This is a genomic window from Mesorhizobium sp. (assembly GCF_004962245.1).
Lineage (GTDB): Bacteria > Pseudomonadota > Alphaproteobacteria > Rhizobiales > Rhizobiaceae > Mesorhizobium.
Window position 1 is genome coordinate 118,961 of record NZ_SUHQ01000019.1, and the last position, 22,624, is coordinate 141,584.

A 22,624-nucleotide genomic window follows, 5' to 3' on the forward strand; every position below is an offset into this window, starting at 1 on the left:
GTCGGCGCGCATCCTATCCAGCCATGTCTGGGTAGCAAGGGTGAAATGCGAATTTTTGGGCTTATGTCTGACAAAAGGACGCCGCATCGCGGCGGCAGCGCAACCGGTCGTCAGATCGCCTTGGCGCGCAAGGCGCCGCGGACCGAATTTCGCAAATAGGCGAGTGTGGCATCGGCATCGACCGGTCTGCCGAACAGGAACCCCTGCCCGCCGGCGCAGCCGAACTGGACAAGGCGCTCGGCCTGCGCTTCCTGCTCTATGCCTTCGGCGACCACGTCCATGCCGAGCCCCTCACACATGGCCAGGATCGCCCGGATGATGTGTTCCGACGGGCGGTCATCGAGAATGGAGGAGACGAAGGCGCGATCGATCTTGAGCTTGTCGAAATGGAATTCGCGCAGGCGCCCGAGCGAGGACTGGCCAGTGCCGAAATCGTCGAGAGAGACCCGAATACCGACGCGACGCAGATCGTCGACGATCTTCTCGGCCGAGGCCGGATCATTCATCAGGCCGGTCTCGGTGATCTCGATCTCCAGCCGGCGCGGGTCGAAGCCGGTGCGGTCGAGGATCGCCAATATGTGCAGGCCGGTGTTCTGGTCGACGAGTTGCGAGGGCGACAGGTTAAAGGCCAGGAACAGATCTTTCGGCCAGCTCCTAGCCGCCTCGGTCGCCTTGCGCAGCACAAGCTGCGACAGCGGGCCGATGATGCCGCGCTCCTCTGCGATGGGAATGAAGACCGTCGGCGGGACCGAACCGAGGTCGCGATCGGTCCAGCGCGCCAACGTCTCAAAGCCGATGACTCGGCGGGTTTTGAGATCGACGATGGGCTGGAAATGCGGCTCGACCTCGCCGGCCGAGACGGCGCGGCGCAAAGCCTGCTCGATGTGGGTGGCGCGCTTGGCCGCCTCTTCCATCTCGCGTGTATAGACGACGACCCGCCCGCGCCCCGAACGTTTGGCATGATACAGCGCCGTCTCAGCCTTGCTGACCAGGATTTCGGTGGTCTCGTCACCCGAATAGAACATCGAGCAGCCGACCGAGGCTGAAAGCCTGGCGGTGCGTTCGCCGACATCGTAGGGCGCCGAAAGGATCTCGATCAGCATACGCGACCTGTCGGCCGCGGCCTCCTCGCTGAACACCATCGGATAGAGGAAGGCGTACTCGTCAGCGCCGATGCGGCAGACGATGGAATGACTGTCCATCGACGCGCGCAGCCGCATCGCCACCTGGATCAGGATGTCGTCGCCGGCCTTGTGTCCGAACAGGTCGTTGATCGGCTTGAAGCCATCGAGGTCAAGGATGCCGACGGTGAACGGCGCCGGATCGTCGGCGCGGTCGCTGATCAGGCGATCGACCTTGTCGAAGAAGCGGCGATGATTGCCAAGTCCGGTCAACGGATCGGTAAAGGCCAGATCCGTGCTTTCCCTGCCTGCCTGCCCGGTGCCAAACGTCGTTTGCATCGGTGTCCCTGTTTTGACGTCGGAGCCATTCCGAGACTGGCAGCAAACCGTTTAGGAAACGTATCCCAAAAATCGATTTCTTTCACAGGTGAAGAACTACTTCAGCGGTCGAGCCGGACGCGGTACAATTCGACGGAACCTCCGCTGATTTGCGTGACTGGTTCGAGCCAGTCCGGCACGCTGCCGCGCATCAGCCCTGCAAGAAAACCCTGCGGCGCCTTGGCGGCGAGAAGCGTGCTTTCCGTACTGCCCCGACAAAGCGCGACAAGGCCGACGTGATGCGTTTCCGCGATCGCCCTGGCATCGACAGCCGACCCCAGGAAGGCGTCGAGCGCAAGCAGATTTCCGGCGATGTTGCGATGATAGGGCCCGGCGAAGACGCGATGGCCGGAATAGGCGAGGATCGGCGAGCCGAGATTGGAAATTGCCAGCACCGTGGTGCCCGGCAAATGGTCGAGTGCTGCAAAGGAGGCCTGGCTCAGGCAGCCCATGTCGGCACCGCCGTCATGGGCCACCGTCTTGTCGGCTTCGAACACCACCGAGGCCGCCGCCGCGGCGCCCGTCCAGACGGCATTCACCGAGACGAGCCAGACGGCGGCCATGCGCAGCGCCACGCTGCGCGAAGGGCTGGCCTCGGCCCGCTGACGCCAGCTGGCGATCCAGGCGGAAAGCGGGATGACCGCCAACGCGACCGAGAATGTCGAGCCACGCACCTGCCAGGCGCTGACGACGAACGCCATGACAAGCAGCGCACCGACAAGGCTGTCCTGCCGCCGCCAGCCGCCACCGCCAAGGCGAAGCGCCATCAGGACGAGCGCGACTGCCGGCGTGACATAACGCGCCATCACGCTGGCCGGATCGTGGACGACAAGCTCGAACAGCGACTGGGCTTCGTCGATATGATCGAGCCACAGCTCAATGAGACGCAGATCGAGGTTCGCGTAAGGAGCCGCCAGGCATTGCGGGAACAGCACCAAGACGACCGTGCCCAACGCGAGGGCAAGGATGCCAAGCGACACCAGCCGGCGCATGCGACCGGCGGCATCGATCGAGGCTATCGCGGCAAGGCCGGTTCCGGCCAGTATGGCAACGACGAACTGCACGGCCGAAAAGGCGTCGCATTGTGCCTGGCCCCAGGCGGAGACGGGAACAGTGGCGACGAAGACGAGAGCGGAAACGCCGGCAAAACCAAGGCCGAAATCCCTGGAGACCCGTCTTTCGCCATCCCCGTCAAAGGCGAAGAGGATCGCGACGCAGGCACCGAGGGTGGCGACATAGGGGGCCGTTTCCATGCCGACGGCCAGCATCAGCGCGGCGCAAACGCCGGAAAACAGCGCCGCCGGCCCCCGCGCAGGGGCTTCAAGCAGCAGGCTGAGGCTGGCCATGGTCAGCATGAGCTGGACATTGTGATGATCGAGCGCGCCTGGCGAAAAGATGCCTATGAAATGCAGCGCCGCCGCGCCGACGACGGCAGCGGGCAGCACGGCGCTCTTGCCGGCGAAGCTGCGCGCCCCGCGAATGATGAAAAACACCGCCAGGCAGAAGAGCAGCGCCGGCCACAGCACTTGGGCGACATTCTCGGCCAGAGCCATGTCGCCGGTCAGAGCCGACGCGGCAAGGATGATGGCGGCGATCGGCGCATCCACCAGCCGCGACCAATGCATAACGAAGCCGCCTTCGAGCCCCATCCTGTACTGGTGCAGATCGAACCAGCCCTGGCCGGCCAGCAAGTCGCGCACCTCGACCAGACGCAGCAGACTGTCGTTGTCGCCGTGGGCATTGGTCAATTCCGGAAACCCGACCGAGGCATTGACGGCGAACGCCACCAGCGTGGCAAGCAGCGCCAGCATGAGGTCCGTTCGCCAGGAAATACGAGCAGTCCCTTTGGAAGGCATTACAGCATCGGGCATGGGATGGCTTTCAGCCTGTGTTCAACGGCGTAGGCTAGCGCCGGTCAGTTCAACAAAGCGTAAAACCGGACGCAAAGCGTACCAAAGCGTGTCGCGTCTGAAGGATTTGTGCGTCGCGCTTTAAGCCCTTGTTCTTTATGCATGTCGTTATCCTGAAATCGGTGCGCACCCTTGCTTTTGGGCGACATGCATTAGCCACGCGCCGGAAATACCCATAGGGACGACAGGACGAAGCTTACAGCGCTAGCTGCGATCGTCATCAGCGCGGACATGGAAAGAGGCGACATGCCGAAACGTGTTACCGCCACATGCGACACAAGGCCCGAAAACACCGCGCATCCAACCTGCAGCGCAAAATAGCGCGGCATGGCGCGGGCATGATCGTGCTTTCCACCAAATGTCCAGCCGCGCTGCGCGCAATACGCAACAAGGACTGTGATCGCATAGGCGACGACACTGCCGAGGAAGGGCGAAAGGCCGAGTGAAACCAGGAACCACGAAAGAACGAACAGCAGCAGGGCGGCGCCGGCGCCGACCGTCAGGAAGCGGACCAGGCGCGTCTGGACGAAGACTGGCAGTGCTTGGTTCATGAGTCTTCGCACGTCGACGAATTGTCGGATCGGCCGGCGGAGCCAGCTTTCAGCCGCGTAACCGGGATTTCTAGGACCCCGAGCAGAAATGCCGAGAAGAATGCCTGGAATGAAATGACGATGAGGCTCAATCCCAACACGACGATGCGGGGGATTTCGGAATCGTTCAGGGGGCCGAAACCAAGATGTGCCCAGCGCAGAACGGCATAGCCGAAGAACAGGATGCCGCCGGCAAAGCAGATGCCGGCGTTGGCGGCGAGACGGTCGGTGCTGATGGTTCTGGTCAACCAGCCGGAATGCCGACTGCGCGGCAGAATGCCGGTTATCTCGGCATAGTAGCGCGAAATGGCGCCGAAGGTGATGAGCTGGACGCCGGTCACCACCATGAAACAGGCGGCGACGAAGGTGTTCAGGTCGAGCGAGAGATTGTCGATCACTCTAAGCGGCCCGAACACAAGCAGCGCCGCAAACAGCGTGCCAAGACAGCACAGGACCGTGCCCGGAATGAAGAACATCCAGCGTGGATTGTACACCAGCAGAAACTTCAGGTGCCTCCAGCCGTCGCGCCAGGTTCTGAGATGCGGCGGCCGGCTGCGACCGTCAGGCTTGAGTGCGGTCGGCACTTCCTCGATGCGCAGGCCGGCAAGAGCGCCACGCACCACCATCTCGCTCGCGAATTCCATGCCGGTCGTCTGCAGATCAAGCTTCCTGATGCTCTCGGTGTTGAACCCGCGCAGGCCACAGTGGAAATCACCTGTCTTGATGCGGAAGAACAGGCGGCCAACGAAACTGAGCACCGGATTGCCGAGATAGCGGTGCAATGGCGGCATGGCGCCACTCTCGATACCGCCCTGGAAACGATTGCCCATGACCAGATCGGCGCCGTCACGCAGGCGCGAGACGAACGCTTCCAGCGCGCCGAAGTCATAGCTGTTGTCGGCATCGCCCATGATGATGAAGCGGCCCCTGGCGGCGGCGATACCGCCCAGAATCGCGGCGCCATAACCCTTTCGTGCCACCTGCACGACGCGTGCGCCCCTTGCCGCCGCGATCTGCTGCGAGCCGTCGGTGCTGCCGTTGTCGGCGATCAGCACCTCGCCTGAGATCTGAGCCTTGTCGAGAAAGGCCTTGGCCTTGCCGATGCAGATGGCAAGCGTCTCGGCCTCATTGAGGCATGGCATGAGGATGGTGAGCTCGAGCGGTCTGGTCGAGGCGGCGCGGATGGTGGTGACGGCGTTCATCGTTGTTCCATCGGGAGCTCCCGGCATGGCGTCTGTCCGGCCGGAGAGCATTTGGCGCCTATCCTTGCACGACAAGGTTTAAGAAAACGATGACGCACAGCCTCGCTTTGTCTCCAACCGACCGACAGGCCCGGCCTGCAGCTGGCAATCCTTAAAATGTCGCGATTGGCAGATGCCCGGCGAGCCTGTACAGGCAAACACAGATGCTCATCCGATCCGCCGGAGATCCGCCATGCCTCTGAAAATCGCCGTCCAGATGGACCACATCTCCACCGTCTCGATTGCCGGCGACACATCCTTCGCGCTGTCGCTGGAAGCACAGCGTCGTGGCCATCAGCTCTTCCATTACACGCCCGACCGGCTGTCGCTGCGCGACGGCAAGGTGTTTGCCCGCATCGAGGAAATGCAGGTCCGCGACGAGAAGGGCAATCACTACTCGCTGGGCGAAGAAGTGCGCACCGACCTGTCGGAGATGGATGTCATCCTGCTCAGGCAGGATCCGCCTTTCGACATGAACTACATCACCACCACGCATATCCTTGAGCGCATCCATCCCAAGACGCTGGTGGTCAACGACCCGGCCTGGGTGCGCAACAGCCCGGAAAAGATCTTCGTCACCGAGTTCTCCGACCTGATGCCGGAAACACTGATCACCAAGGATCCGCTGGAGGTCGCCGCCTTCCGCAGGGAGTTCGGCGACATCATCGTCAAGCCGCTCTACGGCAATGGCGGCGCCGGCATCTTCCATCTGCACGAGGCCGACCGCAATCTTGCCGCGCTGCTCGAGATGTTCGGCCAGATGTTCCGCGAGCCCTATATCGTGCAGCGCTACCTCAAGGAGGTGCGCAAGGGCGACAAGCGCATCATCCTGATCGACGGCGAGCCGGTCGGCGCCATCAACCGGGTGCCGGCCGAGCATGATTCACGCTCCAACATGCATGTCGGCGGCCGCGCCGAAAAAACCGAACTGACGACGCGCGAGCGTGAGATCTGCGCCCGCATCGGCCCCTCGCTGAAAGAGCGCGGCTTCATCCTCGTCGGCATCGACGTGATCGGCGACTATATGACCGAGATCAACGTGACGTCGCCGACCGGCATTCGCGAGGTGCAGCGCTTCGGCGGCGCCGACATCGCCAGCCTGTTCTGGGACGCGGTCGAGGACAAACGCAAGTAGCCTCATTGCTTCCGAAACCGGCCGCGTTCCGTGAGCGGAAAGCAAACTTCTGTTAGTCACTGCTCGCCCTTCGGGTCGCCACTTGCGGACCGAACGTCAAGGCATGGCAGTTCTTTTGCAGCAAGGCCGTGCTGGCAATGTCGATCTCGTGCGGATTCTCTATCGTCGTGACCAGAGTTCGGCCGGTCTACTGTGATCGTGACCGCTATCGGCCAAGGTTTCGATCACCCGACATTCACACACGCGTCCGCGCCCACATTCATCGACCGTACGCTGCAATTCCGCCCGCAGCGTCGTCAGGTGCGCAATGCGGCGATCGATCTCGGCAATGTGCCGCCGCGCCATTTCGTCAACCCCCACGCAGGACTGGTCCGGCTTCGCGTTCATTGCCAGCAACTCGCGTATGGCACCTATCTCGAAGCCTAGCTCGCGAGCATGGCGGATGAAGTTGAGCCGAGCGGCATGGCTTGCATCGTAGCGTCGTTGTTGGCCCTCCGAGCGCGGCGGTGATGGTAGCAGCCCTATCTGTTCGTAGTAGCGAATGGTGGGCACCTTGACCCTGGTGCGCCGTGCCAGTTCGCCAATCGAAAAATCCATCTCAAAACCTCTTGAACCTCTAGTCACTATAGGGACTACGGTGCCCTTCGAAAAGGAGACACCGCATGGCTGACGACTGCTGCAATCGCGAAACGGACATCTGTTGCGCCCCGCCGCCATTGGTGTTTCCGGCAAAGAAGGACGCGGTTGCGCAGGTCGTAGACACTTGCTGTTCAGGCGGCGTGCCGGTCTTCGACGGCATGGACCCGCGTTACAAGCGGGTGCTCTGGACCGTCATCAGCATCAACGGGGCGATGTTTTTGACCGAGATGGTCGCGGGTCAGCTCGCCGGATCGCAGGCTCTGCAAGCCGACGCGCTGGATTTCTTGGGCGATACCGTCACTTACGGCCTCAGCCTTGCCGTCATTGGCGCGTCATTGCGAACAAGAGCAAGCGCTGCCTTGTTCAAGGGTCTCTCGCTAAGCCTGTTGGGCCTCTGGGTTTTCGGCTCCACCGTCTATCAGACGCTTGTCCTTGGCGTGCCGAGCGCCGAAGTGATGGGTGTCATTGGCTTCCTGGCCCTTGCCGCCAACCTCGCATCTGTCGGCCTTCTGATGCCGTACAAGGACGGAGATGCGAACGTGCGATCGGTTTGGCTATGCTCCCGTAACGACGCTATCGGCAACACGGCGGTGATGCTTGCTGCGCTAGGGGTTTGGGGAACCGCAACGGCGTGGCCCGATTTGATCGTGGCCGCGGCCATGGCGGGGACCTTTTTGACCTCATCGGTGCAGATCCTGCGGCAAGCCTGGAGCGAATATCACCAGGGACAGACACCTCATTCCGCGGCAGCAAAGTAGGTGTGAGTGGTACAGCCGCACTTGCGCGCGACCATGCCCATCTCCGGGTTTGACGCCGAAGCCGACCGTGCGCATGCCGGGTGATATTTCGACGGAAAGCGCCGCAGCAGCACGCTGTGACTGCGTTCATGGGTAGCGCATCTGCGGCCGCTTCCTTTGCAGCCGCGCCGTTCAGCCGTTCCTGTAATGTTCTTGCCTTGGCGATAAATCTGTGGTTGTCTGCGGTGACGCCGTTCGCGGCATGATCGCATGGGCTCGGGCGAGCCCGTATCCGGGGGCAGAAGATGGTTGCGCGGGTCCGTACGGTCGCTTTCCAGGGCATCGAGGCCGTGCCGGTCGACGTGCAGGTGATGATCGCGCCGGGCAAGGTCAACATGCACATCGTCGGCCTGGCCGACAAGGCGGTGGCCGAAAGCCGCGAGCGGGTGCAGGCGGCGCTGCATGCGTCGGGCCTGTCGATGCCGTCGAAGAAAGTCACCGTCAATCTGGCGCCGGCCGACCTGCCCAAGGAAGGCAGTCATTACGACCTGCCGATCGCGCTCGGCCTGATGGCGGCATTGGGCGCCATTCCGGGCGACATGCTGGCCGGTTATGTCGTGCTTGGCGAGTTGTCGCTCGACGGCACCATCGCCGCGGTGGCCGGCGCGCTGCCGGCGGCGATCGGCGCCAATGCCGAGGGCAAGGGCCTGATCTGTCCTTTCGCCTGCGGGCCGGAAGCGGCCTGGGCCGGCAAGGATTTCGACATCCTGGCGCCGCGCAGCCTGATCGCCATCGCCAATCATTTTCGCGGCACGCAGGTTCTGTCGCGGCCTGAGGCCGGCATCCACGCTTCGGCGCGCGACCTTCCTGATCTCGCCGACATCAAGGGCCAGGAGACCGCCAAGCGGGCGCTGGAGGTGGCGGCGGCCGGCGGCCACAACCTGCTAATGTTGTGGACGCAAGACCCCCATTTTGGGCCGTGGTCTCGCTTGCCATTCGGTTGACTGCGGGGGTGCAAAATGCATCCCATAAGGATTGCATCCCTGTCATTGCTCAGAACTCATCGCGGCGGCTTGCTTCGTCGGGTCCTGGGGTCTTGATGGGCTTTGCCACAGCTCCGATGCGGAACTCCTCAGCCTCCACTGCTGCCTCCTCGGCGGCGTCTTCAAGTTCAATCTCGCGGACGTCCACAAAGTCCCTCAGTTCCCTCCACACTTCCGGAAGCCGCCTACCGAAGTACTTCTCAAGGGCCATCGCAGCGACTTGGGGGTTATCTGCCATCTTGGTTGAGAACATCTTCGCCATGCCGTCGGCATACCGTTGAGCCAACTCGTCCTGCCAGACGGACGCCTCTGCCTCGTCCATATTCTGATACCCGCCCTTCGCCGCATTCCTGGCTCGGAACCAAGATTTGCTATGGGCAAAGGCTTCATCGCCAAGCTGCTTCACAACCGACCGCATGTTGGCTACCTGCCGTTCGGATACTCCCGCCGCTCTGGCAATTTCGGGCTTGGAGTAGCGCCCTATAAGAACGAGCTTCCACGCTCTGTTCTGCCTTTCTCGGCTTTCCATGGGCAGCTTCACGGCAGAATTGGCCTCGCTCGCTGCCAGAACGGCCGCGCTGGGTGACCCGTCGAAGTACCGCACCGCCACCTCTCGGCCCCACTTAGCGCGTCCATAGGCTTCTACGCGGTGGTGTCCGTCGATCAGGATGGTCCGCCTGCCGACGACAATCACCGTCAACGGATCAAGCTCCCCGACGTTCTTAATGGCCTTTGTCAGGTCGGCGACGTGCTTCTCGCTGATCCCGTCTCGGGGCTGGAACAGCTCGGGCACAAGGCTGATCGCCCTGATGTCGAGCTTCTCAGGCCGCTCAAGATCGAACTTGACGCCGTCCTCGCGCCACCGCCGAAGGATCGTCTGCTGCTCCGTCCACTCCTTCTCCAGCTCCTCGATCAGCCGCTGCGCGGGCTCCATTTGCGGCAATCGCTGCCGCCCTGCGCCTGTCATCTTTGTATCCTTTCCGGGTGTACATTGGTTGGCCGGGAGAGTTGTCGCTCGGATGAGCTGGGCCAGAAGACGGTCACGTCCTATCAGATTGCGGTCGGGGTAGATCGCGCCCACGGTGTTCGACAAGAAGCTCGCACGCCTGCTCAAGCTCCTCGCCAACGTGCCTCAGGACCCGTCCCCGAGACCTCGGATAGACGTGCAGTTCCTTCACGTTCGAACCCTCGCCCCACCTCTTGTGTGTCCCTGAAGCCATCTTGTGGATCAGCTTCGCCGCCTGCACTCGCTTGAACTCGATCTTGCTCTCGGCCTTTGGATCGTCCCGAAGGATCATCTCGATTGCGAGCCAAGCCGCTACCACCCGGCGTGGGTCCACAGCGGCCCTTCGCAGCCTCGCCCAGGCGGCCTTGGCGCGGTCCTGAGGAGACAGTCCGCGAAGCCTAAACGCCTCCACATGCGGCCCTGAGGCGCGCAGCAAGGTGGCCACACGGTCGACCGCATTGCGGACATAGGTGTCATCGCCGTGGGCCTCCACCCACGCCATCGCTGCGGCCCGGTATGGTGCGACCTCTCGTGCCCCATAGGAGGGCCTATATGGGCTCCCATGGCGCGAGTAGTGATCCGCGTGGGACCGACAGAACCGAGTGTCCAGCCCGTCCTCTGTGCCCGCTCTGGCCGGCCTGCTGCATTCGACAACGCGACAGCGGCTAAACATGCTGCTCGGCTCCTGAGCCCGGCCCTTCACCTCGGCCTTTCGTTCACGCCTCGCCGTCCAATTCGTCAATTCTCGTGTTCCTCAAAATGACCACCCCGCGCCTCAGGGCAGCGGTGCGGGTGTAGCAGGTGCTTGAGCGGGCCGAAGCTGGCCTGATTGTCACAGCCGAAAGATCAAACCAGTCGATCTTGAATATGAAATCAAAATAGAATATATATCCAATTCTGGATATGGAGGGTATATGCCTGACATCAACGCGACCCAACGAGCGCGCCTGCTTCGACTTAAGGATGCGATTGCCTCTCTCCGTGGTCTTAACCTCGACCACTTGGTGAGCCTTTTGACGATAGCCGCCGACCCCGGCCTCTCAGTCAATGAACTGGCCGAGAAGACCAACACCCCGCAGGCGTCGGCAAGTCGCTATGTCGCGGTGCTTGCAGGGCGTTATCAGACAGATGCAGCGGAACCGCCAATTGCCCTGGTTACACAGGAGATAAGCGCAGACGATCCCCGACGGCGCGCCCTCTATCTGACGCCAGAGGGTCACCACGCAATTATGGCTATCATCAACGTTGACGGACCGACCTCAGGCATCGAAGGAGAAGCCGCATGACGGCGTCCGCGCAACTCAAAGGACTTGTTCTTGGAAGTGGTTGGAAGGTCGTTCGCAACTTGCCTCGAAACCCGAATGGGTCGGGCGGCACCTTCTCGAACAGCTATCTGGCTGAGAAGGACGGGCGGGTCGCTTTCATAAAGGCATTTGACTTCTCAGAAGCATTCGAAGCTGGCGTGGAAACTCTGAAGAGGTTGGGCACCCTCATCGCGTCATACGAGCATGAGAGGGACGTTCTTGAACACTGTCGCGGCAAGCGGCTGTCTCACGTAGCTGTCGCGATCGACCATGGGTATGTCGAGGTGCCAGAAATGGGTCCCGTAGAGGGGCGCGTCTACTACCTTGTGTTCGAGCAGGCGGCCGGAGACATTCGATGCCAGATGGATGAGGCCGAGGCTTCAGACTTGGTTTGGTGCATGCGCGCCCTGCGAAGTGTGTGTCTTGGGCTGGCTCAGGTTCACCGAGAGATCATCGCTCATCAGGACGTGAAGCCGTCCAATGTGCTGGCATACGATGACGGTGCCTTCAAAATCGCCGACTTCGGTCGTTCGTCAAAGCGGGGCAATGCCATCTGGCACGATGATCTGCGCTTCCCCGGAGATCGCTCATATGCGCCGCCCGAGCTGCTCTATGGCTATGTAGCGCCCGACTTCGTGCCCCGGCGTATGGGAACCGATCTCTATATGCTTGGGAACTTGGCAGCATTCCTGTTCACTGGAACGAACATGACCGGGTCAATCATGGCTCGACTGGACCCCCAACACCACTGGACCAAGTGGCGCTCGGATTACGATGGTGTCTTGCCATATGTTCAAGAGGCATTTGCGCGGGTCCTCGAAGAACTGGAGGGCATGCTGCCCGCTGATGTAAGGACGTACCTGATGAGCTTCGTGAAGCAGCTATGCAATCCCGAGCTGCCGAGGCGTGGGCATCCGAAGAGCGTTGGACGCGCTGACCAATACTCCCTCGAACGATACATCGCCGAACTGACGCACACAGTGGACATTTTGGAAATCAAGGCTCGCGTGGCGACGCGCTTGGGGGCTGCATGATCCCATCGCCTTTTGCCGTTCCAAGGCGGGTGGTGCCCCGTTGGCGAAGTCTTGCCCTGACAATCGAGGCTGGCGAGCTTTCCGTTCCGTCGCCGGTATCGGAGAAGTACGAGCAACCGACTTTGGTGCCCTCTCTGATCGACAAATTGGGCGAATGGCGCGTTAATCCTTCCATTATCACGGCGGGTGAACTGCTTGAGGCCGCATTGGTTGAGGGGCTTGAGAGCGAGGCGGTTTCCGCAGCACGCTTTCTCATTTCCCCCTCGTCTACCGCGACCCTCCCGGTTCGTCGTCTTGCCGGGCTGGCATTGAAGCGGGCTGGGAAACTCGAGGACATTCCGGAAGGTCTACAAGTCCACGACAGTGCCGACAAGGCAATCTGGCGGGCCAGGGCACGTGCGTATTCAACGAACCCATTGGCTTGGGTCGAATTATCATTGCACGATGTAATCAGCGGCAAGCGGGCGGCGGCTCGCCGTTCGATGCAAGTCGCGCTGCAACTCGCCCCCGACAGTCGCCATGTGCTGCGGTCGGCCGCCCGTCTGTTTCTACACCTCCACGAGCCCGAGTTTGCTCACGACATTCTGCTTAGAAGCGCACGGACGCCAACCGATCCGTGGCTGATGTCCGCCGAAATGTCGATTGCTGAGTTGGCGCAACGACAAGCACGTTTCTTTGGACAGGGGCGGGCTCTGATCAAATCGGGGACCCTGCGGCCGAGGCAAGCAACCGAACTGGCGAGCGCGCTGGGCACGTTAGAACTCGTGGCCGGCGGAAGGAAGAAAGCGCGTGATTTCTTTCGCGAGAGCTTACTCAACCCAACGGGTAACTCGCTGGCACAGGCCGAGTGGGCATCACCCTTCTTCGGAACTGAACTCGTCCCCGAGCGCAGGCTAACGTCCAGCAATGATGGAGGCGAGGCTACGGCACTACATCTATTGCGGGAAAAGAAGGTTCAAGGTGTCACAGAGGCCTGCGAAAGATGGTCAGCCTCGGAACCATACTCAATTCGTCCATTCGAGGTGTCGTCTGGAATGGCGGCCGCGACCGGCAAATACACCGAGGCTTTGACGATCGCACAGAAAGGTCTGCTGATCCGGCCGAACGCGCCTTGGTTGTTGAATAATAGAGCCTTCGCGCTGATCCATCTGGGGCGCATGAAGGAGGCTGAGCATAGCTTGCGTGGCATCATTAAGAGCGAAGAACCCACTTGGTTCGTAAGCGAAGCAAACCGGGGATTATTGGCTATGCGCCGGGGAGACCATGCCTCAGGCGTTATGCACTATCGCGCAGCGATCGAAGGCTTCCGCGAACAGCACAGGGTGCAGCATGTTGCGATAGCTCAAACCTACCTCGCTCGCGAAGCTGCCATTGCGGGGCTACCCGAGGCTAAGGCACTTCTCAAAGAGGCTCGGGATAGCCGTAGCAAGGCTGCACTCACTGACGACAGTGTGTTGATCGAAGCAGAGGCGGCACTCGCTAAGCCTCACATTATTCCAGCGCTATCGACTGGTTCGGAAGCCGCTTTGCAATCTTCGCCAACGTCGAACGTGAACACCCAGTAGCACTCACGATCGAGTTCCAGCTTTGGCCGCGTTGAAGCATGTTCAGTATGGCCTCGTTGCGCTCAGCATCCTCGGGCCGGCCCTTCATGCGTCCCTCAGCTTTCGCCTTAGCGATCCCCTGAGCCTGCCTGCGGCGTCGGTCGTCGTAGTCCTTGCGGGCGATGGCGGCGAGCATGTCGAGCAGCATCCCGTTGATCGCATCGAACATGCGCCCGGTAAAGGCGTCCTCGGTCTTCAGCATCATGTGCGAGGTCGGTAAGTCCAGTGCGACGACCTTGACCTCTCGGTCCTTGATCTCGCGCTTGAGCTGGTCCCAATCCTTGTCCGACAGTCGGCTCAAGCGGTCCACCTGTTCGGTGAGCAAGATATCGCCGGGCTTGCTGTCCCTGAGCAGCCGAAACAGCTCTGGCCTGTGCAGCGAAGCCCCGCTCTCGTTCTCCTCGTAGGTAGCGGCGATTGTCAGACCCCGCTCCCGGCAGAACGCCTCAAGATCACCCCGCGCTCGCCCTGCGTCCTGTTCCTTAGTCGAGGCCCTAAGGTAGGCTCGAATGAATGTCATAGCTCGCTCCAGTTCGGTTTGACTGGTTCGCTAATACACGGTTCGATTTGACTGGTCAACAGCTATTTATCGAACCAGCTTCGACCCGGTTCGGAAAGGGCACACCCAAGAGAACTGAGCCCGGCCCCGACGGAGGCGATCGGGATCGAACCGACTATGCCCGTCGCAGCCAAGGGCCAGGTGGCCCCTGCCAAGGCTAATCAAGCTTCGAGATCATGGTGGCAGCGATCGCAGCGATAACGGCGAGGAGGAAATCACGACCGGCGGCGGACGGGGGCGTACCGGCATAGCCGGCCAAGCCGAAGTACACGACCGCGCACACAACGCCGATGGTAGTCAGGGAGGGAGGAATGCTCATTCACAAAAGCCTTCTCTTTGGGGGCGAGAATGCTTTTGGGGGCTGACAAGCACCGGAAAGCGTCCTCGACCATGTTGGTCAAAGCTCGCCTTCTCGGTGATTTCCGCCGGCACCATCTCCTCTTGCGATGAGTAGCGCCTATCAGCCGAAGAAGTCTGCCGACTAAACCCTATCGGCAAGGGATGGTGGCTTGTACGGTTCTGTTGACCACTGGCGGCGGAACTGACCTTGGTGGTCGGTCCGGTTTGGGGGAATACCACCCATCCCGGTCCTCATTTCTGCGACATGAGTTGGTGATCGCTGGACCGACAAACAAGGGCCTGTGATGAATTATGTTTGCTCACGTCGCAAAGGGCGACGCGCCCCGGACTGATCCGCGTTTCGTCGACTGCGACAGGCGTTTGATTTGTCGTGAGCGGGGGGCAAGGGGGGGTCTCGGCGTGAACCGATCATCCGATCCCCCGCTCAAATGTTTGCCGCAAAAATTCCGCCCCCTATCTTCCTTGATAGCATGAAGGAAGACCCTGCGGGCTGGACAGTGGTGGACCGCCACACCGGGCGGCCGGCAGGTCGAGGGCCACCCCGGCATCGGACTTGAGGAGCCTTGAGCCCTTGATCAGGAGATGCTTCCGTTTGGACACCAAGGAGGAAGGCGTCTTGCTCTCCGATCTTTGAGACCCGGCTACGGGCTCGGCGGTCCAAACCAGTGCGAAATGGAGAGGTAGGGATCGAAGAAATCCCAGAAGACCTTACCGGCCAACAGCAGGACGAGCCCCCACCAGAACGCTCTATGGACCTTAGGTCGGCCGCGCTGTTCCTTCAGTTCAGCAAGAGGGAAAGCCCATTTCGTGTAACCGAATAGGACCCGATAAACCCAAAGGCTCGCGACGACGATGTAGACATAGGCAGCGGTCCTCAAAAATTGATTGTTGGTCGTCCATTTGTCCACGAGGTCGGACGCCAGCCAGCAAGCATAGAAACCAAGTGGAAATCCGAAGATTATCAATCCGTGGTCGTAGGCGAACGGCGCGTGAAGCCGGGTCCTGAACCTGTGCCGTTTGTCGAGGTGGCTCAGAACGATCTTCTCGATGCCTGCAAGCCAGCCTTCGCGGACGCTGCCAATGGTCAGTTTGCTTGCATTGTAGGTAGGGCTTGAGACCACGTTGTTGGCATCGAGGAGCGGGGGCTGGGAAAAATCAAGCATCAGCTCGAACAGGTTTGCCGGGTTGGTGTTTGCAATCGCCTTGAAGGAGGTTTGATTGGTCATATAGATCTTCGTGACGAAAGGGGCGTCCTCAGGAAGATCGAAGATTTCCTCAGTTTCTCCATAGGTGCGGGAGCCATCTTCAGCATAGAGGCTCACAGTGACTTTGAACGCTTTCGCCCGGACTTCCTTTTTTTGAGCCTCAGACTGCTCCTTGGTTTGATCGGGTAGCAACTCCCACTTTGCCAGAGCAAGGTCGGCCTCTTCGTCAACAGTGCGTTGGAGGCCCTTGTAAATCTTCCGCACACTCTCGATTGAGACCGTGTAGGAACCGAGTGGTATTTCTTTGTTTACGACGCCCATCTGCAGCCTCTACCCCAAAGCTAAGCGCAATACGGTACTGCCCACCGGGTGGGTCTTCAACTTAGAGTAAGGCCTTTGCACAGGCTATCGATCTGTGGGGCTCCTCCGCCCCTATTCACATCCAGCCGGCTACCCAGTATTGTTAGGGAGGAGTGGGGCCATCGGAATGGAGCCCGAGGACGAGCTGAAGTCCCGTATCGAGGCTGCACTTGTTCGCGGCCGCCTTGGCCAATGGCAACGACAATTCCTCCTCGACATGCGCGACCGGTTGGTGAAGTACGGACCGCGCACACGGCTGAGCGCTAAGCAGTGGGCGAAGCTCTACGAGATCATAGGCCCCGCACCGCCAAGCGCCTACGCGCCGTCGCAATCTCGCCCGAACAATCCCCCATCGCCGCCGCGCTGGCGACCGCGCCGTTGGCGCAGCCCACTCGCTCGCGAGGCGCGGTACTTGGCAGCCAGGTTCGCGAGAACGTTCGGGATCGTTCTGGCACTGGTCATCGGTTCCCTGATCTACTCGTTCGTCATCAAGGGCGGGCACTTCACTTGGCCAAGCATGCCGTCGTTCGCGAGGTCAGACGTGGCAGACAGGGCACCGCTTGCCAGAACACAGTTCACCATAACGGACGGAGACACTATCCGGCTCGACGGTGCTGCCAAGGGAACCCGGCTGGTCGGCTTCAATGCCCCCGAAAGCATCGAGCCGAGGTGCACGGTTGAAGCAGCCCTTGGGCGTCGAGCGAAGGCACGCCTGACCGAACTGGTCGCTTCCGCAAAGCTCGAATTGCAGATGATCCCTTGTTCTTGTCCTGCGGGGACCGAGGGCACAGACCGCTGTAACTATGGGCGAAGCTGCGGCTCGCTGTTCGCCAACGGGCAGGACGTCGGTGACGTGCTGATTTCGGAGGGATTGGCGGTGCCGTTCATCTGCGGCGCAACAAGCTGCCCGCCGACACCTCGCCCGTGGTGCGGGTCATAACCTGAGCCGGTGTAATCAGACCCTCTTCCTGAGGTCCGAAGCGAGACTTCTAATGAATGCCCGCCCCTTGTTGGTTAGCGTCAGGGAGCGCTTTCGGCGGTCGCTCCGATCGAAATCGATGCGCACCATCTCGTGCCCTCCCGTCATGTCCTTGTGGCCTTCAGCCCAGTAGTAGCAGTTGCGAGACGCGGTGCCGGACTGGAGGCCTACCTGTCTCTCGATGTCCTGGACGGAAATCTCTTTGTCGGCTTCTTCTGCCGCCGCTATCTCCAAGAGCGTCAGAACCGTCGAGACCTGCATCTTGGGGTCGAATTGGTTGAACCTCTGCAAGGCGTTCATCAACGTCGTGAGCGCCTTGAGATCGTCCGCTATCTCGGTCATTCGGGCGATCCCAAACCCATCTATTCAGCTTTGGTAACTGTGTACTGCCTGCCCACGATGATGAGAGGCATAGCCATCGCTGACAGGACGACGCCGAGTGCTGCGACGATGTAGAGCCAAGTCACATCGGGTGGCACGCCATCGAAGCTGCGTCTGGCCCCGGAAAGTCCCATTAACGCGAAGCCGACGATTGCCGGGCCGACGAGTATCAGGATCACGCCAAGGATGCCTGCCTCTGTGAGTTTCTGGGTGATGATAGTCTGCGTCATGTTCCCGCCCCTGTTTCCGATGTTCGACTGATTAGGCGAGGTCAACGACTGGTCAAGTCGCATGATGTTCTGGCACAATTGACGCTACGTCGTATCTACCTCTGTGCATTGTATGCAACATTGCTAATTGATGGGGACTGCAATGATCAAAATAACGGGGCTCGACAAACTGACCAAGACACTTGAGCAAGCTCAAAAGGCTCTCAGGGAGGTCGACGGTGAGCTGGCGACTGTGAGTTTCGATCCCGACGACCCAGCCAGTATTGAAGCCGCCATTCAGAGCGTTGGATCAATGATTGACGAGCGACTTGGCCCTTATGAGAAGAACCCTGTGATTGCGCCTCTGATCGAGGGCATGAAGGAGCAATATCGGCAGGGGATTTTGGATCGGGCCGCAGAGGCGCGGCTGGGGCAGGACGAAGAAGTCGATGGCGACTGACCTGTTCAAGCAGATGAATAACGCGCTGCTCGATCTCCAGGCATCGCAGTATCAGACTTACCAGCGGCCCCTCAAGGCACTGGCCCGTCTGTTGCAAAATCCCGACCTTGCCGAGATCAACGCCAAGCTGACCGTCGGTCTCGATCTGGATAAGTTCCTTGGGGCTCAAACTCCGCGCGGAGGCCTCGTGGGCTCGGACACCCTCGATTGGCCAGATGACCCCCAAGAGGCGCTTGGCCTGACGCTGCTGCTGATCTTCAGGTTCGCCGAGAAGCCTGAACTGATGCTCACCCTCGGCCACAGCTACTATCACTCTGGCAGCAAACTCAGCGAGGCAATCCACTCAGTCGTGCGGCAACTGTTGATCCCCTTCGTACGTGACTACAAATCCTACGTTGAGAGCAGGAACGGCAGCGACATCCCTTTGGTGTTGCCCGTATCGCAAAACCACCGGGAGGGGCGAATGACTGGATCGGGCTCGAACAAGGTCTTCATTGTTCACGGCCACGATGACGGCGCCCGTCACGGCCTCGCGCGATTTCTTGAGAGACTTGGCCTCGTGCCCGTAGTCCTCCAAGAGGAACCAAATCAAGGTCGTACGATCATCGAGAAGTATGAGCAGATCGCGAGTGAGGTGGCCTTTGCAGTCATACTGCTCACCCCAGACGATGTGGGTGCATCCAAGGCTGCGACTGAACAGAACCATAGGGCACGGCAAAACGTTATCTTTGAGCTTGGGTATTTTGCCGGGCACCTTGGGCGAGGCAGAGTATGCCTGCTCCGCAAAGGCAATGTCGAAATACCATCCGACCTTTACGGGGTCCTCTACATTGACTTAGACCCCTCAGAAGGGTGGAAGGCAAAGCTCGTCCTGGAAATGAAAGCCGCCAAGCTGAATTTCGACGCCAATCGCATGTTCGGCTGAGGCGCTCTTGAGCACTGCAGTTTAGGCTGGCCCGCCTTCCGCCGTTCAACGTCCGAAGTCTATCCTTAGCTCATCCATCACAGTGTCAGTGCGTTTCCTTCGGCCATGCATACATGAGGCTCGAAACCTCCCCCGGCGCGTGCTTCCAGTGCAGCCATAGGTAGCCTTGGAGGTAGTCGATGACGACCTTGTCAAATAGCTGCCGCAGCGTGGCGTTGATCATCGGCAGGTCGTAGCTACCTTCTTCCGCCTCGGTGGCGTCCACAAGCCGCCCAAGGGTCTCCTGAACGCGATTGGTCTGTACGTCAGCAATGCGCTCTTCAAGGTCCGTCAAAGTGCGCTTAAGCTCCTTGTGGGCGGCTTCATTCTTCCGCAGGCGGTTGAGGAGGGCGGAGGAATGTCCTGCCCGCTCAATCGCTGCCGTTAGGTTCTCAATCGTGTCACTGACTGCGGCTTCTGCTGCAACCGTGCTGTCCCATTGCCTCTGCAATTCAGCCTTGGGCGCGGGGAGCAGTCCAAACAAGCCGCCGGCCTTCTGAATGATGGTCGCCGTCACGTCTTCAAGGCGGACTTGGCGGTAGTCGCAGCGCTTCTTGGCCTTCGCCATGGTGCAGACCAAGTAGGGCTTGCCACCCTTCTTCGTGCCCTTGTTCACGCGGGTCATTGTGGCGTCACACTGAGGGCACCTCGCAAGGCCCCCGAGGATGTTTGCCAGAGAGCCCTCTCGATGCCGTTGAGCCGGGCGGCCGTTACTCAGCGAGGACACGCGGTCGAACGTCTCCCGATCGATCACCGGCGGGAAGTAACCTTCAACAGGCACGGTCGGCGTGCGGACCTTCTTACCATCGATCACCTCGACCGTGTGAGGCGTGTGCGTCCCGATGGTCGAGCGGTCGGACAGCATCTTCGCGATGTAAGTCCGGTGCCACATCTTACCCCTGCCAAACATCGGAACGCCTTCGCGGTTGAACGTTTCCGCGATAGCGTTTTGTCCCCTCCCGGCCAGCGTAAGGTCAAACACCCGCCGCACAGTATCCGCCCGGTCGTCTATGAGGTCGTAGGCGCTACGGTCGGGGCGTAACGTGAGCCATCCGGGGCAGAGGGCGGTCAGTGGCTTCTCGGCGGCCGTGCGGCGTTTGTTCGCCCATGCCTCGCCAACCCGTTTCCCCTTCTTGGTACTTTCCTCGTTCGCCCGTGCAGCCACCATGAGGGCAGTCATCAAGGCCCAGGGCTCGTCATCAAGGACCGCTTCAGTGTAGACCCGTTGGTCATCGAGGGTGACGACAGTAATGCCGGCCTCGCATATTCGCTCCAACACCTTCACGGCCTTACGCGGCTTCTGTCGGCTTAGGCGGTCGAGGCTCTCGACGAGGAGGTAGCTGCCGGACTTGATGTCGTCATGTTCGACTGCCGCGAGGAACGCGCCGAGGCGGCCTATCTCTACGTTCGCCCCTTTGAATGCCCCTACGCCCAGATCGCGAAACGTCAGTTCGTCGTCGAGGTCGAGACCATGCAGTGCCGCGTATCTCTCGGCTGCTTGCGTTTGGCGCCGAAGGCTGTCGCCCTTGGCCTGCTCAGGTGTCGAGAACCGGACATAGGAGTAGGCTTTAGGGCGATTGGTGATGTGGGAGGCGACGTGCTTGGTCATCGGGCTGCCTTACAGGAGTGAGAGGTCCAACGTCCATACCGTGCTGATGATCGGACCGCCGGGATCCGGCAAATCGATGCTGGCGCAGCGGCTGCCGTCGATCCTGCCGCCGCTGGCGCCGAAGGAATTGCTCGAAGTCTCGATGATCGCGTCGGTGGCCGGCGAGCTGGGCGAAGGAAAACTCACCGACCGGCGGCCGTTCCGCGCCCCGCACCATTCGGCCTCGATGGCGGCGATGGTCGGCGGCGGGCTGCGCGTGCGGCCGGGCGAGGCGTCGCTTGCTCATCACGGCGTGCTGTTCCTCGATGAATTCCCGGAATTCTCGCCGCAGGCGCTCGACGCGCTGCGCCAGCCGCTCGAGACCGGCGACTGCATGATCGCCCGCGCCAACCACCGCGTCACCTATCCGGCGCGCATCCAGCTGGTCGCGGCAATGAATCCGTGCCGCTGCGGCATGGCTGGCGAGCCTGGCTATCGCTGCCTGCGCGGCGAGCGCTGCCGCACCGACTACCAGGCGCGGATATCCGGCCCGCTGCTCGACCGAATCGATCTCAGGATCGAGGTGCCGGCGGTCTCGGCCAGCGACCTGATCCGGCCGGACCGGGCGGAGAAGAGTGCCGATGTCGCGCTGCGCGTGGCACGCGCCCGGACGATCCAGCGCGAACGTTTCCAGCGGCTCGGCGCGACCTCCGCCACCACCAACGCGCATTGCTCGCCCTCCGTCATCGAGGAGATCGCGATGCCGGATTCATCAGGCCTGTCGCTGCTGAAGGATGCCAGCGAAAAACTCGGCTTTTCCGCGCGCGCCTATCATCGGGTGCTGAAGGTGGCGCGTACGCTGGCCGACCTCGAAGCCAGCGAGACGGTCGGCCGCATCCATCTGGCCGAGGCGATATCCTACCGCATGAGCTCGGAGCGGATGGCGCAGGCGGCGTGACAAGGACCTGCCCCTTCGCCGGCGAGCCGGAAGCGGCCGGGCCGGCAAGGGACTCACATTCTGACGCTACGCAGCCTGACCGCTATCGCCAATCATTTTCGCAGCAGCTACTTAACCGGGATCATGAGATGTGCGTAGGGAGTGCCCGCCCACATCACATAGGGCCTCGACGTGTCCGGCTTGGGGTCCGCCGGGTAGCCCTGCATCATGTCCGTTGCATTGACGATCATCACGTGCGGGCCGGTCTCCACCCAATTGTTGCCTTCCTCGGGCTTTGTTGCATAAGGATCGGTGTTGCTCCCGTCGGTGCCGCCGGACAGCATATACATGAAGCCGACCTTGCCCTTGGGCGGTTCCTTTTTTCCAATCCACGCCGCTGCCCATTCCATCGCGTTCGCATCGCCACACATTGGATCCGGGCCAGGCGAGGCCGGATTGTCCGGCATGCACCAGAAGCCGTTTGTGCCCTCGCGCAATGTGCGCATTGCACCCTTCTCATCCATAGCGTGGATCGTGGCGCCGCTTGCTACAGCGGGGGGTGCGGCAGATTCAGCGCTCTTGATCATCGCAGCGTCATCGGCGGCTGCGCCTTGCATCGCGAACAAACTGCTCGCCGCCAAAAGGGCAGCGACCGTCAGAAGCCGTTTCATGGCCGTTCTCCGGTTTTGAGTTGATCTTGTGCATGATGTCGGACGCACGGCCTCCCAGAGCCGTTTGTCGATAGTCAAATCCTAGCAGATCGCATGCACCCGGACAATGACGCTTTAGCGATCTCTAATGTCTATCGGGTGATTCAGGCTGCGCATGCCTGCAACGCGCCTTCGGCCTGAGCACGGATAGGCGCACAATTTCTACCCAC

At 60.9% G+C, this 22,624-nt stretch carries 22 protein-coding genes and 2 pseudogenes; 10 read left to right on the forward strand and 14 right to left on the reverse strand.

Annotation, left to right across the window (positions count from 1 at the left end; translation table 11 throughout):
- Positions 1 to 110 precede the first annotated feature (110 nt).
- The 4 genes from E5X88_RS20760 to E5X88_RS20775 all read right to left on the reverse strand — a co-directional run bounded on the left by E5X88_RS20760 (position 111) and on the right by E5X88_RS20775 (position 5,201).
- Positions 111 to 1,460 (reverse strand): EAL domain-containing protein, encoded by a 1,350-nt coding sequence (locus tag E5X88_RS20760; RefSeq protein WP_292164574.1) that lies wholly within the window; start codon positions 1,458 to 1,460, stop codon positions 111 to 113.
- Positions 1,461 to 1,561: 101 nt separating this feature from the next.
- Positions 1,562 to 3,310, reverse strand: coding sequence for a GtrA family protein (locus tag E5X88_RS20765; RefSeq protein ID WP_292164577.1), 1,749 nt, complete (start codon positions 3,308 to 3,310; stop codon positions 1,562 to 1,564).
- Between the two features lie 251 nt (positions 3,311 to 3,561).
- Positions 3,562 to 3,960 carry a GtrA family protein gene (locus E5X88_RS20770; RefSeq protein ID WP_292164580.1) on the reverse strand — a complete coding sequence of 133 codons (399 nt, stop codon included), beginning with the start codon at positions 3,958 to 3,960 and terminating at the stop codon, positions 3,562 to 3,564.
- On the reverse strand, positions 3,957 to 5,201 hold the full coding sequence (locus tag E5X88_RS20775) for a glycosyltransferase family 2 protein (RefSeq protein ID WP_292164582.1): 1,245 nt from the start codon (positions 5,199 to 5,201) through the stop codon (positions 3,957 to 3,959). The genes E5X88_RS20770 and E5X88_RS20775 overlap by 4 nt, the downstream gene beginning before the upstream one ends.
- Positions 5,202 to 5,433: 232 nt before the next feature.
- Between E5X88_RS20775 and gshB the strand changes: the two genes are divergently transcribed.
- The gene (gene gshB, locus E5X88_RS20780; protein ID WP_292164584.1) at positions 5,434 to 6,375 is read left to right on the forward strand and encodes a glutathione synthase; all 942 of its coding nucleotides are present in this window, start codon (positions 5,434 to 5,436) and stop codon (positions 6,373 to 6,375) included.
- Between the two features lie 159 nt (positions 6,376 to 6,534).
- Here the strand turns inward: gshB and E5X88_RS20785 are convergent, their stop codons facing one another.
- Entirely contained in the window at positions 6,535 to 6,972 is a 438-nt protein-coding gene (locus E5X88_RS20785) for a helix-turn-helix domain-containing protein (RefSeq protein WP_292164587.1), read from the reverse strand.
- A gap of 65 nt (positions 6,973 to 7,037) precedes the next feature.
- Between E5X88_RS20785 and E5X88_RS20790 the strand changes: the two genes are divergently transcribed.
- Together E5X88_RS20790 and E5X88_RS20795 are read left to right on the forward strand one after the other, a co-directional pair.
- On the forward strand, positions 7,038 to 7,772 hold the full coding sequence (locus E5X88_RS20790; RefSeq protein ID WP_292164591.1) for a cation transporter: 735 nt from the start codon (positions 7,038 to 7,040) through the stop codon (positions 7,770 to 7,772).
- Between the two features lie 284 nt (positions 7,773 to 8,056).
- A pseudogene (locus tag E5X88_RS20795) lies at positions 8,057 to 8,704 on the forward strand (magnesium chelatase domain-containing protein); the annotation flags it as partial.
- Positions 8,705 to 8,804: 100 nt separating this feature from the next.
- Here E5X88_RS20795 and E5X88_RS20800 read toward each other — a convergent pair.
- Complete coding sequence (locus E5X88_RS20800; protein ID WP_292164594.1) at positions 8,805 to 9,728, reverse strand: ParB/RepB/Spo0J family partition protein; 924 nt, start codon at positions 9,726 to 9,728, stop codon at positions 8,805 to 8,807.
- 106 nt (positions 9,729 to 9,834) lie between these two features.
- Positions 9,835 to 10,302: a hypothetical protein gene (locus tag E5X88_RS20805; protein ID WP_292164597.1), complete on the reverse strand. Its 468-nt coding sequence runs from the start codon at positions 10,300 to 10,302 to the stop codon at positions 9,835 to 9,837.
- A 412-nt stretch (positions 10,303 to 10,714) separates the two neighbouring features.
- Here E5X88_RS20805 and E5X88_RS20810 point away from each other — a divergent pair, with 412 nt between their 5' ends.
- From E5X88_RS20810 to E5X88_RS20820, 3 genes are read left to right on the forward strand one after another with little or no spacing between them, the layout of a single operon-like run.
- The gene (locus E5X88_RS20810) at positions 10,715 to 11,086 is read left to right on the forward strand and encodes a helix-turn-helix domain-containing protein (RefSeq protein WP_292164600.1); all 372 of its coding nucleotides are present in this window, start codon (positions 10,715 to 10,717) and stop codon (positions 11,084 to 11,086) included.
- A complete protein-coding gene (locus E5X88_RS20815) occupies positions 11,083 to 12,138 on the forward strand; it encodes a hypothetical protein (RefSeq protein ID WP_292164601.1) in 1,056 nt (351 codons plus the stop codon). Before E5X88_RS20810 ends, E5X88_RS20815 begins: the two co-directional genes overlap by 4 nt.
- Positions 12,135 to 13,703 (forward strand): hypothetical protein, encoded by a 1,569-nt coding sequence (locus tag E5X88_RS20820; protein WP_292164604.1) that lies wholly within the window; start codon positions 12,135 to 12,137, stop codon positions 13,701 to 13,703. Before E5X88_RS20815 ends, E5X88_RS20820 begins: the two co-directional genes overlap by 4 nt.
- On the opposite strand, the gene E5X88_RS20825 is transcribed toward E5X88_RS20820, so the two are convergent.
- From E5X88_RS20825 to E5X88_RS20835, 3 genes are all read right to left on the reverse strand, one after another.
- Positions 13,630 to 14,262: a recombinase family protein gene (locus tag E5X88_RS20825; RefSeq protein ID WP_292164605.1), complete on the reverse strand. Its 633-nt coding sequence runs from the start codon at positions 14,260 to 14,262 to the stop codon at positions 13,630 to 13,632. The two genes, E5X88_RS20820 and E5X88_RS20825, sit on opposite strands and share 74 nt — an antisense overlap.
- Before the next feature lie 196 nt (positions 14,263 to 14,458).
- Positions 14,459 to 14,620: a hypothetical protein gene (locus E5X88_RS20830; RefSeq protein ID WP_292164606.1), complete on the reverse strand. Its 162-nt coding sequence runs from the start codon at positions 14,618 to 14,620 to the stop codon at positions 14,459 to 14,461.
- 682 nt (positions 14,621 to 15,302) lie between these two features.
- Entirely contained in the window at positions 15,303 to 16,187 is an 885-nt protein-coding gene (locus E5X88_RS20835; protein ID WP_292164609.1) for a hypothetical protein, read from the reverse strand.
- Positions 16,188 to 16,353: 166 nt separating this feature from the next.
- Here E5X88_RS20835 and E5X88_RS20840 point away from each other — a divergent pair, with 166 nt between their 5' ends.
- Positions 16,354 to 17,166 (forward strand): thermonuclease family protein, encoded by an 813-nt coding sequence (locus tag E5X88_RS20840; protein WP_292164612.1) that lies wholly within the window; start codon positions 16,354 to 16,356, stop codon positions 17,164 to 17,166.
- 15 nt (positions 17,167 to 17,181) lie between these two features.
- Here the strand turns inward: E5X88_RS20840 and E5X88_RS20845 are convergent, their stop codons facing one another.
- Together E5X88_RS20845 and E5X88_RS20850 are read right to left on the reverse strand one after the other, a co-directional pair.
- Complete coding sequence (locus E5X88_RS20845; protein ID WP_292164614.1) at positions 17,182 to 17,547, reverse strand: hypothetical protein; 366 nt, start codon at positions 17,545 to 17,547, stop codon at positions 17,182 to 17,184.
- 20 nt (positions 17,548 to 17,567) lie between these two features.
- On the reverse strand, positions 17,568 to 17,816 hold the full coding sequence (locus tag E5X88_RS20850) for a hypothetical protein (protein ID WP_292164617.1): 249 nt from the start codon (positions 17,814 to 17,816) through the stop codon (positions 17,568 to 17,570).
- Between the two features lie 142 nt (positions 17,817 to 17,958).
- Between E5X88_RS20850 and E5X88_RS20855 the strand changes: the two genes are divergently transcribed.
- Together E5X88_RS20855 and E5X88_RS20860 are read left to right on the forward strand one after the other, a co-directional pair.
- Positions 17,959 to 18,255: a hypothetical protein gene (locus E5X88_RS20855; protein ID WP_292164619.1), complete on the forward strand. Its 297-nt coding sequence runs from the start codon at positions 17,959 to 17,961 to the stop codon at positions 18,253 to 18,255.
- Complete coding sequence (locus tag E5X88_RS20860) at positions 18,245 to 19,180, forward strand: nucleotide-binding protein (protein WP_292164620.1); 936 nt, start codon at positions 18,245 to 18,247, stop codon at positions 19,178 to 19,180. Before E5X88_RS20855 ends, E5X88_RS20860 begins: the two co-directional genes overlap by 11 nt.
- Before the next feature lie 85 nt (positions 19,181 to 19,265).
- On the opposite strand, the gene E5X88_RS20865 is transcribed toward E5X88_RS20860, so the two are convergent.
- Complete coding sequence (locus tag E5X88_RS20865; protein ID WP_292164622.1) at positions 19,266 to 20,828, reverse strand: recombinase family protein; 1,563 nt, start codon at positions 20,826 to 20,828, stop codon at positions 19,266 to 19,268.
- A 34-nt stretch (positions 20,829 to 20,862) separates the two neighbouring features.
- Between E5X88_RS20865 and E5X88_RS20870 the strand changes: the two are divergent.
- Positions 20,863 to 21,765, forward strand: a pseudogene (locus tag E5X88_RS20870) (ATP-binding protein); the annotation flags it as partial.
- 107 nt (positions 21,766 to 21,872) lie between these two features.
- Here E5X88_RS20870 and E5X88_RS20875 read toward each other — a convergent pair.
- Positions 21,873 to 22,415: a hypothetical protein gene (locus E5X88_RS20875; RefSeq protein WP_292164624.1), complete on the reverse strand. Its 543-nt coding sequence runs from the start codon at positions 22,413 to 22,415 to the stop codon at positions 21,873 to 21,875.
- Between the last annotated feature and the right edge of the window lie 209 nt (positions 22,416 to 22,624).